Annotated in this window: 13 protein-coding genes; 10 read left to right on the top strand and 3 right to left on the bottom strand. The window is 70.0% G+C overall.

The annotated features are described in order from the left end of the window. Positions 1 to 73 precede the first annotated feature (73 nt). Positions 74 to 1,579, bottom strand: a complete 1,506-nt coding sequence (locus ITJ50_RS13745; RefSeq protein WP_017888376.1) for an alpha-N-arabinofuranosidase — start codon at positions 1,577 to 1,579, stop codon at positions 74 to 76. A gap of 294 nt (positions 1,580 to 1,873) precedes the next feature. On the opposite strand from ITJ50_RS13745, the gene ITJ50_RS13750 reads away from it, so the two are divergent. The 3 genes from ITJ50_RS13750 to ITJ50_RS13760 are packed head-to-tail and all read left to right on the top strand — an operon-like array spanning position 1,874 to position 5,159. Continuing rightward, a complete protein-coding gene (locus ITJ50_RS13750) occupies positions 1,874 to 3,226 on the top strand; it encodes an extracellular solute-binding protein (RefSeq protein WP_194590711.1) in 1,353 nt (450 codons plus the stop codon). A gap of 54 nt (positions 3,227 to 3,280) precedes the next feature. Continuing rightward, entirely contained in the window at positions 3,281 to 4,246 is a 966-nt protein-coding gene (locus ITJ50_RS13755) for a carbohydrate ABC transporter permease (RefSeq protein WP_017888374.1), read from the top strand. Position 4,247: 1 nt separating this feature from the next. Then, entirely contained in the window at positions 4,248 to 5,159 is a 912-nt protein-coding gene (locus ITJ50_RS13760; protein ID WP_017888373.1) for a carbohydrate ABC transporter permease, read from the top strand. Positions 5,160 to 5,303: 144 nt separating this feature from the next. Here the strand turns inward: ITJ50_RS13760 and ITJ50_RS13765 are convergent, their stop codons facing one another. After that, positions 5,304 to 6,134 (bottom strand): siderophore-interacting protein, encoded by an 831-nt coding sequence (locus tag ITJ50_RS13765; protein ID WP_194590712.1) that lies wholly within the window; start codon positions 6,132 to 6,134, stop codon positions 5,304 to 5,306. A gap of 28 nt (positions 6,135 to 6,162) precedes the next feature. Here ITJ50_RS13765 and ITJ50_RS13770 point away from each other — a divergent pair, with 28 nt between their 5' ends. The 4 genes from ITJ50_RS13770 to ITJ50_RS13785 are packed head-to-tail and all read left to right on the top strand — an operon-like array spanning position 6,163 to position 10,365. Next, positions 6,163 to 7,266 carry a FecCD family ABC transporter permease gene (locus ITJ50_RS13770; protein ID WP_231564117.1) on the top strand — a complete coding sequence of 368 codons (1,104 nt, stop codon included), beginning with the start codon at positions 6,163 to 6,165 and terminating at the stop codon, positions 7,264 to 7,266. A 50-nt stretch (positions 7,267 to 7,316) separates the two neighbouring features. Further along, complete coding sequence (locus tag ITJ50_RS13775) at positions 7,317 to 8,423, top strand: FecCD family ABC transporter permease (protein ID WP_228499915.1); 1,107 nt, start codon at positions 7,317 to 7,319, stop codon at positions 8,421 to 8,423. Further along, a complete protein-coding gene (locus tag ITJ50_RS13780; RefSeq protein ID WP_194590713.1) occupies positions 8,420 to 9,334 on the top strand; it encodes an ABC transporter ATP-binding protein in 915 nt (304 codons plus the stop codon). The genes ITJ50_RS13775 and ITJ50_RS13780 overlap by 4 nt, the downstream gene beginning before the upstream one ends. Positions 9,335 to 9,345: 11 nt before the next feature. Next, positions 9,346 to 10,365 carry an ABC transporter substrate-binding protein gene (locus ITJ50_RS13785; protein ID WP_159556011.1) on the top strand — a complete coding sequence of 340 codons (1,020 nt, stop codon included), beginning with the start codon at positions 9,346 to 9,348 and terminating at the stop codon, positions 10,363 to 10,365. A gap of 81 nt (positions 10,366 to 10,446) precedes the next feature. Here the strand turns inward: ITJ50_RS13785 and ITJ50_RS13790 are convergent, their stop codons facing one another. Then, positions 10,447 to 12,501, bottom strand: a complete 2,055-nt coding sequence (locus ITJ50_RS13790; protein ID WP_228499913.1) for a transglycosylase domain-containing protein — start codon at positions 12,499 to 12,501, stop codon at positions 10,447 to 10,449. 166 nt (positions 12,502 to 12,667) lie between these two features. On the opposite strand from ITJ50_RS13790, the gene ITJ50_RS13795 reads away from it, so the two are divergent. From ITJ50_RS13795 to ITJ50_RS13805, 3 genes are all read left to right on the top strand, one after another. After that, a complete protein-coding gene (locus tag ITJ50_RS13795; protein ID WP_228499910.1) occupies positions 12,668 to 13,237 on the top strand; it encodes a GNAT family N-acetyltransferase in 570 nt (189 codons plus the stop codon). A gap of 55 nt (positions 13,238 to 13,292) precedes the next feature. Beyond that, positions 13,293 to 13,484: a hypothetical protein gene (locus ITJ50_RS13800; protein WP_194590714.1), complete on the top strand. Its 192-nt coding sequence runs from the start codon at positions 13,293 to 13,295 to the stop codon at positions 13,482 to 13,484. Positions 13,485 to 13,607: 123 nt separating this feature from the next. Beyond that, on the top strand, positions 13,608 to 15,374 hold the full coding sequence (locus ITJ50_RS13805) for a hypothetical protein (protein WP_194590715.1): 1,767 nt from the start codon (positions 13,608 to 13,610) through the stop codon (positions 15,372 to 15,374). Positions 15,375 to 15,467: the final 93 nt, after the last annotated feature.

Raw genomic sequence — 15,467 nt, forward strand, 5'->3', positions numbered from 1 at the left:
GACGTCGGGCGCGAGCGCCCGACGTCCTCTGTGCTCACTCGACGCCCGCCGTGGCGTGCGCCGAGGCGTCTTGTCAGCCGATCGAGACGGCGGTCCAGGAGACCGGCGGGAGCTCGATCGTGACGGTGTCGCCCTCGCGGCGGACCGACTCGTTCGTGCGCAGCCCCACGCGCGAGGTGTTCTCCAGGTCGTTCACGGCGTGCAGGTCGTCGTCCCAGACACCCTCGGCGTGGACGTCGCCCGTCGCACCGATGCCTGCGAGGTCGATCGTCACCGTGGTCGGCTCGGACGGGTGGCGGTTCACCAGGAAGACCGCGGCCTTGCCGTCCTCGGTCACGGTGGCGGCGGAGTCCACGACCGGGACCTCGCCGTGCTTGCCACCGTCGACGGTGTCACCGGAGGCCTTGACCTGCAGCGACGTCCCCTGCGCCAGGCGCGAGGTGACCGAGAACGGGAAGAACGTCGTCTGGCGCCAGGCCGGGCCGCCGGGCTCGGTCATGATCGGGCCGATCACGTTGACGAGCTGGGCGAGCGAGGCCGAGGCGACGCGGTCGGCGTGGCGGAGCAGCGAGATGAGCAGGCCACCCACGACGACGGCGTCGGCGACGGTGTAGACGTCCTCGAGCAGACGCGGGGCGACGGGCCACTCGTCGAGCGTGAAGGTCTTGGCCTTGGCTTCCCACTTCTTGATCGACCAGACGTTCCACTCGTCGAACGAGATGTCGATGCGCTTGTCGGACTTCTTCTGCGCCTGGACGTGGTCGGCGGCCGTGGTGACCGTCTTGATGAAGTGGTCCATGTTGACGCCCGAGGCGAGGAACGACGGCAGGTCGTCGTCCTCCTCGTAGTAGGCGTGCGCGGAGATGTAGTCGACGTCGTCGTAGGTGTGCTCGAGGACGGTGCGCTCCCACTCGCCGAACGTCGGCATCGACGCCCCGGAGGAACCGCAGGCGACGAGCTCGAGGTCGGGCTGGATCTGTCGCATGGCCTTGGCGGTCATGGCGGCGAGCTTGCCGTAGTCGTCGGCGTTCTTGTGGCCGAGCTGCCACGGGCCGTCCATCTCGTTGCCGAGGCACCACATCGTGATGGCGAAGGGTTCCTGGCGACCGTTGGAACGACGGTAATCGGACAGTGCGGTGCCGGCGTCGATGTTGGCGTACTCGAGGAGCTCGATCGCCTCCTGCGTGCCGCGGGTACCGAGGTTCACGGCGAGCATGAGCTCGGAGCCGACCCGGTCGAGCCAGTGCTGGAACTCGTGCAGGCCGACCTCGTTCGTCTCGGTCGAGTGCCAGGCCAGGTCGAGGCGGCGGGGGCGCTGCTCGACGGGGCCGACGCCGTCCTCCCACTTGTAGCCGGAGACGAAGTTGCCACCGGGGTAGCGGATGGCGGAGACGCCGAGTTCCTTGACGAGTTCGACGACGTCCCCTCGGAAGCCGTGCTCGTCGGCGGTCTCGTGGGCGGGCTCGTGGATGCCGTCGTAGACGTGGCGGCCGAGGTGCTCGACGAACCCGCCGAACAGGCGACGTCGCACCGGCCCCACGGTGAACGCGGCGTCGAGGACGAGGTGTGTGCGGGGCATGGATCTCCTTCGATCGTGGCAGTGCGGTTCGTGCGGGGAGCGGTGGGGGCGCGTACGGGAACCGAAGCGGGCCGTCACGAAAGTGAGCGCTCACCTGACGGAAACGCTACCGGGTTCCACGCCGTCGCGAAAGGGGTGGCGGATGACAGGGGCGAGCGCTAATGTGAGCGCTCACGGAGCACCGGAAGGTCGTTCCGTGTCCGGAGCAGCAGTGCTCCGGGTCCGGAGCAGCGATGCTCCGGCGGGAGCACCGACCCTGTTCCCGAGCCCGGCCCATCCCGATGGAGTGATGCCATGCCGATCCCACCCGCAACACCTGCGTCGCGCCTCTCGCGGCGGGGCTTCCTCGCCGCCGGTGCAGCGGCCGCGACGGTCCTGCCGCTCGCCGCCTGCTCCAGTCCCCTCGCCGCCGGTCTCGCCGGCAGTGCCCTCAACCCCGAGACCCTCGTCTTCTGGAACCTGTTCGGCGGTGGTGACGGCGTCCGCATGCAGGACATGGAAGCCGGCTACGCCAAGCAGCACGGCGGATCGAGCGCGCTGCAGGCCACCACGTTCGCGTGGGGCAACCCGTACTACTCGAAGGTCACACTCGCCACCGTCGGGAACAAGCCGCCGGACGTCGCGATCTCCCACCTGACCCGGGCGAAGCCCCTGTGGGACGGTGACCTGCTCGATCCCATCACCTCCGAGGACCTCGCCGGCGTCGGTATGAGCGCCGCCGACTTCAACCAGAAGGCCTGGACGGCGCAGAAGACCGACGGCAAGAACATCTGCGTGCCGCTCGACACCCACCCCTTCGTGCTGTTCTACAACGTCGACGTGTGCCGGAAGGCCGGCCTGCTCGACAGCGACGACAACCTCAAGGACCTGACGGGGATCGACGCCTTCGAGAAGGCCCTGGCGGCAGTCTCGAAGGTCACCGGCGGCACGGCGCTCAACGTCGCGAACGTCAGTGAGGTCGCGACCCCGTGGCGCTTCTTCTGGACGATGTACAACCAGATCGAGGGTGCGACGCCGTTCATCAGCGACGGCGGCTCCAAGCTCACCGTCAACGAGGACGCCTACACGAAGGTCACCGACATGACCCAGAAGTGGGTCAAGCAGGGCTGGCTCAACAAGGGCCTCGACTACGCCACCGCGCAGACGCTCATGTTCACCGGCAAGGCCGGCTTCTTCATGCAGGGCGAGTGGGAGATCAGCACCGCCCAGTCGATCAAGGGGCTGAAGTTCGGGATGGCTCCGATCCCGCAGCTCTTCGACAAGCCGGCGACCCAGGCCGACTCGCACACGTTCATCCTGCCGAAGAAGGACCGTACGCCGGAGCAGAAGCAGGCGGCGATGCTGTTCATCAAGCAGATGCTCGAGCAGAGCCTGACCTGGGCACAGGGTGGCCACGTGCCGGCGTACCTGCCGACGTACGACAGCTCGGCCTACAAGAAGCTGACGCCGCAGTCGAACTACGCCTCCGCCGCCGAGACCGCGGTGTTCGACGACGCCGCCTGGTACGGCGGCTCCGGGTCCACGTTCGAGAACACCGTGGGCGCCCAGCTGGCCCTCGTACAGCAGGGCAGCAGTTCCCCCGCCGCGGCCATGAGCGCGATCAAGTCCCAGTTGTCGACCTACCTCAACACGCCGAGCCCGCTGTGATCGGGCCTGCGACCACCACGAACGACGTGAACACCCTGCGAAAGGCACGATGACGTGACCACAGCACCTGTCCTCGACCGCCCGACGGACGCGGCGAGCGCGCCGCGACGACTCCGCCCGTACCGCTCCAGCCTGACCCGCGGCCAGGGCCGCAGCGGCTGGCTGTTCCTCGCCCCGTTCGGCCTGTTCTACATCGCCTTCCTGCTCGGCCCGACGGTCTGGATGATCGTCACGAGCTTCTTCAACACCTCGACGGTCCGCACCGGGCTCGGCAGCTTCGCCGGGTTCGCGAACTACGCGGAGATGCTCGGTCGCGACGACTTCTGGTCCTCGCTCTGGCACACACTGCAGTTCACGCTGTACACGACCCCGCCGCTCGTGATCCTGGCGTTCGTGTTCGCCGTGCTGACGAACCGGATGAACCGCGGCCAGTGGTTCTTCCGTCTGGCGTTCTTCCTGCCGTTCATCCTGCCGTCGGCGACGATCTCGCTCATCTGGGTGTTCATCTTCACGCCGAGCACCGGTCTCTTCGCGAGCGTCCAGTCGCTGCTCGGGATGACTCCGGGCGCCGGTGTCCTGGCCAGCCCGAACACGGCGATGATCGGTGTCGCCATCGCCACCGTGTGGTGGACCCTCGGCTTCAACTTCGTGCTCTACCTGGCCGGCCTGCAGGAGATCCCGCGCGAACTGTACGAAGCCGCCGCCGTCGACGGTGCCTCGAACTGGCAGCAGATCAAGTCGATCACGCTCCCCCTGCTCGGCCGCACGACGACCCTCGTCATCCTGCTGCAGATCATCGCGAGCCTGAAGATCTTCGACCAGGTCTACCTGATGACGAACGGCGGACCGGGCATCTCCACCCAGGTCTCGCTGCAGCTCATCACCGGCGTCGGATTCACCGACAACCGACTCGGTGCCGCGTCGGCCGCGTCGGTCCTCCTGTTCATCGTGATCGTGGCGATCGCGGTCATCCGGCAGCTCGTCGAGCGCGCTGCCGCCAAGCGAGAGATCGGTGCCTGACATGACCGCCACCGAGAGCATCACCACCGGCCGGAAGCTCCGCACCGGGGTCTCGTCCGCCGCTCCCACGAGCGCCGCCAAGATCGGTGTCAGCGGGCGCGGCTTCACGATCGCGTCGGGCATCATCCTGACGATCTTCGCGATCATCTGGCTCATCCCGAGCGTGTTCGCGCTGAAGACGTCGCTGTCCGACAACGGGGTCGCCGCGCTCGGCGCGAACTCGATCCTGTCGACCTGGAACCCGACGCTGCACTCGTACGCGTCGCTGTTCCAGGCCGGCGACATCTGGAACTGGTACCTGGCCAGCGGCATCACGAGCGTCGTGACCGCGGTGCTCACCGTGCTGTTCGCCTCGATGGCGGCGTTCGCGCTGTCGCGGCTGGTGTTCCGGGGCCGGAACATCGCGTTCCTGCTCATCATCCTGGGCATCATGATCCCGACCCAGGTGCTGATCATCCCGATCTTCCAGGAGCTCAACGCGGTCGGCCTGCTCAACACGTACTGGTCGGTGATCTTCCCGCAGGTGCCCGCCGTGATCGCGGTGTTCATCTTCAAGCAGTTCTTCGACGGCATCCCGAAGGAGCTCGAAGAGGCTGCGCGCATCGACGGCGCCGGCATCTGGAAGGTCTACTGGTCGGTCATCCTGCCGCTGTCGCGTCCGGTGATCGCAGCGGTGACGATCCTGACCTTCGTCGGGGTGTGGAACAACCTGCTGCTGCCGCTGTTCGTGCTGTCCAACCCGGACCTCATGACGATCCCGGTCGGGCTCGCCACGGTCCAGGGCAGCTTCGGGCAGCGCTACGCCGACATCCAGGCGGGCGCGCTCCTGGCGGCGTTGCCGCTGATCATCCTCTACCTGATCTTCCAGCGGCAGATCGTGGAGGGCGTGACGGGCTCGGGCCTCAAGGGCTGACGCGGCCCCACCACGGACGGGAGGCCCGGTGCCAGCTGGCACCGGGCCTCCCGTCCGTCCGTTGGTCGCGCCACGGGCGCGGCGCACCTGGCGAGGGCGGGCGTACCTGTTCAGAACGGGCGTACCTGCCAGGCAGCGCGCGGGTCAGACGGGGACGGAGACCTTCGTCTCGTGCTTCCAGAACCCGGAGAACGTGATGCGCGACTTCGGCAGACCCGCACGGTGCAGGTGGCGGCGGCCCTCGGTGGCGAGCTTCGACTCCCCCACGACGAACGCGTAGCCCCTGTCGTCGGACGGCACGTGCCGCTGCAGCTCCGCGAGGGCGCCACTGCCGGGGACCGCGCCCGGCTGCCGGACGATCCACGTCACCTGCACGCCGGTGGGGGCGTCGAGGTCACGGATGTCGGCGGCGGTCGGGACCTCTTGGATGATGCGGCCGACGGTGTCGCGCGGCAACGACGCGGCGATGCCGACGATGCCCGGCAGGCCGGTCTCCTCCGCCGCGACGACGACCTCGCTGGTGCCGGCCGGGACGTCGAAGATGCAGCCCTGGTCGAGCATCGCGAGCTCTTCGCCGGGGCGGGCGGAGCAGGCCCAGATCGCGGCACGGCCCTCGAGCTGACCGCGGTGGTCCAGGTGCACGACGAAGTCGATGTCGAGCTCGGCGGTGCCGTCGGCGAGCAGCCGGTACGCGGCGACGGTGTAGTTCGCGCAGTGCGGGCGGATGTCCTCGGGGATGCCGAGGAACGTCGGCCACCACTTCTTGCCGTCCAGGTCGGGCATCCGGAAGGCGTCCTGGTCGGGGCGCCGGACGAACAGGCGGAACCAGTGGTCGAAACCGAGGTAGCCGAACTCGTGCAGGTCGTCGCCGGTGACGGTGACACGCTGCATCGAGGGGGTCACCCGCTGGGTCCGGAGGACACGGGCGCGGAAGAGCCGGGGGTTCGTCGGCAGGAGCCGCGGGGTCTTCGCCATGAGGCAAGGCTAACCTAAGATGACTTCCGTGCCAGCCCCCAATCCCGTTCTGGCTTCCGGTCCGGAGGCCCCCGAACCCGTCGTGTCCAGCGCCCGGGACGGCGACGCGTCCCGCGCCCTCGGTGTGCACCGGACCGCGATGCGGCGACGGACCGCGGTCATCATCGGCCTCGTCGTCGCCCTGGTCCTCGTCGCCGTGGCGAGCATGCTGCTCGGCAGCAACCGCATCGGCGTCGCCGAGGTGTGGGCGGGGCTCACGCGCACCGGATCGAGCACCGACGAGGCGATCGTGTGGGGCTCCCGCATCCCGCGCACGCTCATCGGCGCAGCGGTCGGCGCGGCCCTCGGCATCGCCGGACTGCTCATGCAGGGACACACCCGCAACCCACTCGCCGACCCCGGTCTGTTCGGCGTCTCGTCGGGCGCGGGGCTCGCGGTGGTGCTCGGCGTCTACGTGTTCGGGGTGACGAGCACGAGCGCGACCGTCTGGTTCGCACTGGTCGGGGCCCTGGTCGCCAGCGTCGTCGTCTTCTCGGTGACGATCGCCGGCAGCGGCACGGCCAGCCCGGTGCCGCTCGCCCTCGCCGGCGCCGCGGTCTCGGCGCTGCTCGCCGCCCTGACCTCGTTCGTCGTGCTGACCGACCAGGCGTCGCTCGACGCGTACCGGCTCTGGGTCGTCGGGTCGCTCGCCGCACGCCAGCTCGACATCCTCGGGGCGGTGTGGCCGTTCCTGGCCGCCGGACTCGTGCTCGCGGTGCTGAACGTCCGCGCCCTCGACGCCCTCGGGCTCGGGTCGGAGCTGGCGAAGGGCCTGGGCGAGAACGTGCTCGTCGCCCGGCTGGTCGGCCTGGGCGGGATCACGCTGCTCGCCGCCGGGGCGACCGCGGCGGCCGGCCCGATCGGCTTCGTCGGCCTGACGGTCCCGCACGTCGCCCGCGCGCTCGTCGGCACCGGACACCGCTGGACGCTGCCGGTGTCCGGTCTGGTCGGCGCCGCCCTCGTGCTGGTCGCCGACGTCATCGGTCGCCTGATCGGCGGGTTCTCCGAGGTCGAGGTCGGCATCGTGCTCGCCGTCATCGGGGGCCCGGTGTTCGTCGCCGTGGCCCGCCGCCGATCGCTGGTGTCACTGTGAGCGGGGCAGCGGTGCGCAGCAGCGGGAGGACGCCCGGCAGCACAACCGGCATGCCCGGCAGTACACCCGGTGCGCCGGGCACGGACGGCCCCGCGGCCCGCACCCCCGGCCGTGCCGGCATCCGCATCGGCCCCGTCGGCCTCGCCTGGCGCCCCCGGGTGTTCTGGTACACCGTCGCGTCGCTCGCCACCGTCCTGGTGCTCATCGTCCTCGGCACCGCGGTCGGCTCGACGTGGATCGCGCCCGGGGTCGTCATCCGGTCCCTGCTCGGGTTGGAGTCCGGTCCCGACGCCTTCATCATCACCACCCTGCGCCTGCCCCGCGTGCTGACCGGCGCACTCGTCGGCCTGACCCTCGGGGTCGCCGGGGCACTGACCCAGACCTTCACGCGGAACCCCCTCGGCACCCCGGACATCATCGGCGTCACCGCGGGCGCGAGCGTCGGTGCGGTCGCCGCGATCGTCCTGGGAGGCGGGACGTACTCGGTGTCGTCCCTGGTGCTCGGTGGCGGGATCCCGGTGGCCGCCACGATCGGCGCCCTGGTCGCAGCGGTCCTGGTCTACGGCCTGGGTTGGCGCGGTGGCGTGCAGAGCTACCGGCTCGTGCTGGTCGGCATCGGCGTGAGCGCGACCCTCGACGCCGTGACCAGCTACCTGCTCGTCCGGGCGAAGATCACGGTCGCGACCGCGGCCTCGCAGTGGCTGGTCGGCAGCCTGTCGAGCACCTCGTGGGAGAGCGTCTGGCCGCTGCTCCTGGTGGCCGTGGTCGCGGTGCCGATCGCACTCGCGACGAGTGCGGCACTCGGCATCGGGCAGCTCGGCGACGAGGTCGCGACCGGCGTCGGACTCGGCGTCCAGCGACACCGGCTGCTCGTCATCGCACTCGCGGTCGTGCTGACCGCCGCCGCCGTGGCCGCCGCGGGACCGGTGGGCTTCGTCGCGTTCGTCGTGCCGCAGGTCGGGCTCCGGCTCGCCGGCACGAACCGGCCGCCGCTGCTGCTCGCCGGTGCTCTGGGAGCCGTGCTCGTGCTCGCCGCCGACCTGCTGTCCCGTTCCGCGTTCCCGTGGCAGGTGCCGGTCGGCATCATCACCACCGTGATCGGGGCGCCGTACCTGATCTGGCTCCTCGTCCGTCACCGCAAGGAGATGTCCCGATGACAACAGCGCACGACCGCGACCACCAGCACGAGCACGAGCACGACAGCGTGCTCGAAGCCCAGGGCCTGTCCGTCGGCTACGACCGCCAGCCGGTCCTGCGCGACCTGGACCTGCGCATCGAGCGCGGCACCGTCACGACGTTCCTCGGCGCGAACGGCTGCGGCAAGTCGACCCTGCTCAAGGCGTTCGGCCGCGTGCTCAAGCCGCAGGCCGGCGAGGTCCTGCTCGACGGCGCCCCGATCCGCAAGGAGCCGAACCGCCAGGTCGCCCGCAAGCTCGCGATCCTGCCGCAGTCCCCTGTCGCCCCGGCCGGCACCAGCGTGCTCGACCTGGTGATGCGCGGCCGGAACCCGCACCAGTCGTGGGCGAAGCCGTGGACCGCCGAGGACGCCGCCGTCGCCGAGGACGCGATCGCCGCCACCGGACTGACCGAGGTCGCGCACCGCGACGTCACGAGCCTGTCCGGCGGACAGCGCCAGCGCGCCTGGATCGCCATGGTCGTCGCGCAGCAGGCCGAGACGCTCCTGCTCGACGAGCCGACGACCTACCTCGACCTCGCGCACCAGCTCGAGGTCCTGCGGCTCGTCCGACGGCTGAACCGCGAGCAGGGGTCGACGATCGTGATGGTGCTGCACGACCTGTCGCTGGCGGCGCGGTACTCGGACCGGCTCGTGGTGCTGCACGACGGCGGGGTCGTGGCCGACGGCACACCGCACGAGGTCCTCACCCCGGCACTGCTCGAGCACGCGTTCGGCCTGCACGCCCGGGTGTTCCCCGACCCCGTGACCGGTGCGCCGATGATCGTGCCCGAAGCGGACGAGCACGACCCGCTCCCGAGCGCCGGAACCGAGCACACCGTCACACGCACGAAAACCGAACACGCGCTGGCGAGTGCCGCAAAGTTAGGTTAGCCTCTCCTAATGTGAAGACCTCCCGACGTGGCCACCTGCGCGCCGCCCTCCTGACCTCCGTGACCGTCTCGGCACTCCTCCTGACCGGCTGCTCGAGCACCGGCAACTCGAACGACTCCGACTCCGACGGCGGCACCGCCGCGTCGAAGGCGTGGTCGTACCAGGACGCCACCGGCGCGACCGTCAAGGTCGACCACACGCCGAAGCGCGTCGTCGTGCTGAACGACATCGCCCTGTCGTTCATCGAGTACGGCCTGAAGCCCGTCGGCACCTTCGGGCAGCTGACGATGGCGAAGGACGCCCGGTTCAAGGGCCTCGACACCGACGGCATCACCCAGCTCGGCACCGCCTACGGCGACATCGACTTGGAGCAGCTCGCCGCGCTGAAGCCCGACCTCGTCGTGACCTCGGTCTACCCGACCGACGCGAAGGGCACGCTCGACACCAAGCAGCCCGGCTACGGCTTCAAGGACAAGGCGCAGGAGAAGCAGATCAAGGCGATCGCGCCGGTCGCCGAGGTGAAGTGGGGCGGCAAGGGCGAGGACGTCATCGAGGAGATCGCGAAGCTCTCCGAGTCGCTCGGCGCGAAGGAGTCGACGGTCGACGCCGCCGAGAAGCGCTTCGACACCGCCGCCGACGAGCTCGAGAAGGTCTCGAAGGACACGGACCTGTCGGTCGTCTCGATGTACGCCGACGGTGACGGCGCGTACGTCACCCGCCCGACCGACGAGCCGTCGCTGCAGATGTACGCGTCGTACGGGGTCGACTTCGTCAACCCGAAGCCGAAGGGCTTCTACTGGGGCATCTACTCGTGGGAGAACGCCGGTCAGATCACCGGTGACGTGCTGCTGCTGTCGCAGCAGGGCTACCAGGTCGCCGACCTCGAGAAGCAGCCGACCTTCGCCGACAACGCCGCGCTCAAGGCCGGCCAGGTCCACAGCTGGACGTTCCCGGCCCTCGACTACACGTCGCAGGCCGACTACATGACCAAGCTCGCGGGCTGGCTCGAGGACAGCAAGAAGCTGTCGTAGGACGCAACCGAGAACCGGCCTGGAGGCGCGGTGCCAGCTGGCACCGCGCCTCCAGGCCGTTCGTGGCTGCGTTCCGGGCCGTCAGCCGACCGGCAGCGCCGCGTTCACCGCCGTCTGCGCGTCGCGCCAGACGGCCGCACGCGACCCGGCGTAGGTGCCGCCCTGGCCGTTGGAGAACGACCGCAGGTTGTGCTTCGCGCCGTCCGTGTTGCCCTGCCAGTAGGCGGTGACGGCACGCGAGGTCCCGCCCACCAACCACACCTGGTCGGCCGCGTCCGTGGTGCCGGTCTTGCCGAACAGTGTCGCGCCGTCGGGGGTCTGCCCACCGCTCGCCGTCCCGCCGCGGAAGGCGCCCTGCATGACGTCGAACGCGGTGGCCGCGGTCTGCCGGGACACCGCCTGCGTGCACGAGCGGGGCTGTCCGCCGAGCTCCTCACCGTCGGGCGCGACGACCTGGTCGATCACCACGGGTGCGCAGAACCGCCCGCCGTTCGCGATGCCGGCGTAGGCCGAGGCCATCGTGAGCGGAGCGATGCTCTCGGTGCCGAGCAACGACCCCGGGTTCCACGGCAGATCGCCGCCACTCGCCAGGTGCACGCCCAGCCGCTCGGCCACGTCGCGGATGTCGCACAGGTCGAGCTGTTCGGCCATCGACTGGTACGCGGCGTTGACGGACTGCGCCGTCGCCGACCGGACCGAGTACGGACCACGCTGCCCGGGTGAGTCGTTCTTCGGCTGCCAGAACGCCGAGGCGGGTTCCCCGCACGCGGTCCACTCGCTGTGCGGGTGCGGCGTGCCGTCCACCACGGTGTCCGGGCTGCGGCCGGCCTCGATCCACGCGAGCAGGGTGAACATCTTGTAGGTCGACCCGGTCTGGAAGCCGGTGGAGCTGCCGTCCGCCTCGTCGGTGGCGTAGTTCAGCGAGGTCGCGGTGCGGGGCGCGTCGGACGAGCGGTCGTGGTCGGTGTTCTGTGCCATCGTCAGCACGCGGCCCGTCCCTGCCTCGACCGTGTTGAACGTGGCCCCGAGTGCCAGCCGGGTCTCGGTCTTCGGGTCGTACCGGTCGAGCAGCTGCTTCTGCGCCGCGTTCAGGTCGAGGTCGAGCGTGGTCTGGATCCGGTACCCGCCGGTGCGCCAGGCGTCCGCCCGCTGCTGCTTCGTCGCGCCGAGCTGCGGGAGCCGCTGAGCGATGGTCTCCGCGTGGTCACAGAAGAACGCGGCGCCCACCTCGACCGCCTCGCACCCCTGCTGCGGTGCCGTCAGGTGCACGGAGTCGGCGACACGGGACAGCCGAGCCGTTCGGTACTCCTCGGCCGACAGGTGCCCCTGCTCGTGCATCGACCGCAGGATCACGTTCCGCCGGGCGGCGTTGTCGCGGTGGTGGTCCGGCGTCGACAGGTCCCGTCGTTCCGGCCACTGCACGATCGCGATGAGCGACGCCGCCTCGGCCGGGGTCAGGTCGCTCGCCGACTTGCCGTAGTAGTGCTGCGCCGCCGACTGCACGCCGTAGGTCTGGTCGCCGAAGTAGGCGATGTTCAGGTACGCCGCCAGGATCTGCCGCTTCGTGTACTGCTTCGCCAGGCTGATCGCGAGCTTCATCTCGGCGAGCTTGCGCTGCGGCGTCCGCCGGGTCGCCTCCTCGTACCCGGCCTCGCGCTCCTCGGCGGTGGGCAGTTCGCTCGCCTGCTGGATCTTGATGTTCCGCACGAGCTGCATCGTCAGGGTCGAACCGCCGGACCCGCCCTCGGTCCCGGACGTGGCGACGCTCACGAGCGACCGGACGACGGACGTCGCGTCGACACCGCCGGTCTCGTAGAACCGCTTGTCCTCGCCGTCCACCGCGGCGTGCTCCAGGTGGTCGCTGATCTGCTCGAGCGTGAGCTCCTGGCGGTCCTGGTCCCACACGTTCGCCAGGTGCACCGGCTCGCCGCCGCGGTACGCCCAGATCTGGTTGCGCTGCGGGAGCTGCCCGATCTCGATGTCCTCCGGCAACGACTCGAACACCCCGATCGCCGAGGTCGTGCCGACGCCGGCGACCGCGATCACCGGCGTCACCCCGACGCTCACCAGCAACCCGGCGAGCACACTGCCACCCACGAAGCCGAGCGCGGCTCCCCCTGCACGTCGCATCGTCATGTCGTTCCCCCTCGTCCGCGCCACCGTCGGCGCGGTCCGGAGAGGCTCGCAGTCCTGCTCGGGTGGCCGCCGGGACTTCCCCGCGGAACACCGTCGTGTCCGCTGGGAAAGTGCCGGGGTCGGTCGCCGCTCGGCGCTCGCCGCCCGTGCGGAGCATGATCGGCGCATGGAGTACTCGACGGCGATGCTCACCGAGGAGACGTGGCCCGACTTCGCCGCGCTCGTGACCCGCAGCAATGGCGTGTGGGGCGGGTGCTGGTGCATCGGCTTCCACCCGGACGGCCCGCGCGGCACACCGGACCCCACGGTGTCCCACCAGGAGGCGAAGCACCGGCACGTGCGCGACGGCACGAACCACCAGGTGCTCGTCTACGCCGACGGCACCGCGGTCGGCTGGTGCCAGTTCGGACGCCCGGCCGAGCTGCCGACGATCCTGAACCCTGGCGCGTACGCCCGCGACGCCTCGACGCTGCCGGACTGGCGGATCGGCTGCGTGTTCGTGGAGTCCCGGCACCGCGGCCACGGTGTCGCACGTGCCGCGGTCACCACGGCCCTGGACGAGATCCGCCGGGCGGGCGGCGGGACGGTCGAGGCCTACCCGGAGCAGACGGTCGAGCGGAAACCGCAGCGCGGGGCGTACCTGCACACCGGACCGGAAGAACTGTTCACGCAGTTCGGGTTCGTGCGCGACCGCCGCATCGCGAAGTGGCGGTGGGTGATGCGCACGACGGTGTGACCGGCGTACCCGTTCGACGCCGCGCTGCCAGCCCTTCGCGCGTACCGTTGGAACCGTGACACGCACCGCTCCGGTACGACCGCACCGCCTCGCCCTGATCGGCGCCGCCGTGGCCCTGGTGATCGGGGTCGGACTGCTCGTCTCCCCCTGGGACGGGCCGGTCATCGTGCTCGCCTGGGCGCTCATCGTCGCCGCGGTCGTCCTCGGTGCCCTCACGCTGTTCTTCGTCCGGGCGCCACGCAGCTAGTCCCCGCCGCCGGGGCACTTGTCCCCTTTTCTCCCGACTGTCCGAGCGCGGCAACGGGTCTACCGTCTGTCCCGTGCGGCAACGACGCCGCACGATGACGAATCGAGCATCATGCAACGACGGATGAAGCGGATCCTCGCGCTCGCCCTGAGCGTCGGAGTCGTGGGGGCACTGGCTCCGGCGATCTCGGCCCAGGCAGTCGCCACGAGCGACACCCCGGACTTCGGCAGCAACGTGAAGGTCTACGACCCCACGGTGCCGGCGTCGACCATCCAGGCCGACGTCGACGCGGCGTTCACCAGCCAGCTCCGCAGCACGACGGCGCAGTTCGGCACGCAGCGGCACGTCTTCCTGTTCAAGCCCGGCAGCTACGGCCGCATCTGGGCGAACCTCGGCTTCTACACGTCGGTCGCCGGGCTCGGCAAGAACCCCGACGACGTCACGATCAACGGCGCGGTGAACGTCGACTCCGGGTGGAATGCCGGCGACGAGAAGAACGCGACACAGAACTTCTGGCGGTCGGTCGAGAACGTGGCGATCGCGCCCGAGAGCGGAACCGACCGGTGGGCGGTGTCCCAGGCCGCCCCGATGCGCCGGGTCCACGTGAAGGGCAACCTGACGATGGGTCCGTCGAACCAGGATGGTGGACAGGGGTACTCGTCCGGCGGCTACATCGCCGACACGAAGGTGGACGGCACGGTGACCTCGGGGTCCCAGCAGCAGTGGTACACGCGGAACTCGACGATCGGGGCGTGGCAGGGCGGCAACTGGAACATGACCTTCTCAGGGGTCCAGGGCGCCCCGGCGAACGACTTCTCGAAGAGCTACACGACGCTCGCCACCACGCCGACCACACGGGAGAAGCCGTACCTGTACGTGGACTCGTCGAACAAGTACCACGTGTTCGTCCCCTCGCTCAAGCAGAACGCGAGCGGGGTCACGTGGCCGAACACCGCCGGCACCGACCTCCCGATGCGGAACTTCTACGTCGCGCACCCGGGCGACTCGGCCGCCACGATCAACGCCGCACTCGCACAGGGACTGAACCTGTTCTTCACGCCGGGCACGTACGAGCTCGACTCGCCGATCGCCGTCACCAGGGCGGACACCGTCGTGACGGGAATCGGCTTCCCCACGCTCGTCCCCACCAGGGGCAACGCCGTTCTGACGTCGACGGACGTCGCCGGGGTGAACGTGTCGAACCTCGTCGTGGACGCCGGTGCGCAGAACAGCGCACAGCTCGTCCGCCTCGGCAGCGCTGGGTCGCACGTCGACCACGCGGGAGATCCGCAGAGCATCCAGGACGTCTTCTTCCGCGTCGGTTCGAGCGTGCAGGGCAAGGCGACGACCACCCTGCAGGTGAACGCCGACGACACACTGGTCGACCACATCTGGGCCTGGCGAGCCGACCACGGCGGGGCACCGACGGGCTGGAACGTCAACACCGGCTCGACCGGGGTCGAGGTGAACGGCGACGACGTGCTCGCCACCGGGCTCTTCGTCGAGCACTACCAGAAGTACGAAGTGCTCTGGAACGGTGAGAACGGCAGGACGATCTTCTTCCAGAACGAGATGCCGTACGACGTGCCGGACAACGCCTCCTGGCAGAGCCCGACCGGCGCGGGCTACGCGGCCTACAAGGTGGCGTCCTCGGTCACGAAGCACGAGATCTGGGGCGGCGGCGTCTACGCCTTCTTCAACACGAACCCGTCCGTGCACGCCGACCGGGCGTTCGAGGTCCCGCAGACCGCCGGCGTCCGCGCCCACGGGCTCGTCACCGTCTCGCTCGGCGACACGGGCACCATCTCGAGCATCATCAACGGCGTCGGCGGCGCGGTTCCCACACCGGCCGGCAACACCGCACCGAACCGACTCGCGTCGTACAACTGATCGGGGTCTGAGGGAGCGGGTGGTCCTGGCCGGGTGACGGCCGCACGCCCCCGCACCAGCACCGCCCGCACCGGCGCCGGATACGCTCGGCGC

It is taken from the genome of Curtobacterium sp. VKM Ac-2889 (genome assembly GCF_015350855.1).
GTDB classification, from domain to species: Bacteria; Actinomycetota; Actinomycetes; order Actinomycetales; family Microbacteriaceae; genus Curtobacterium; species Curtobacterium poinsettiae.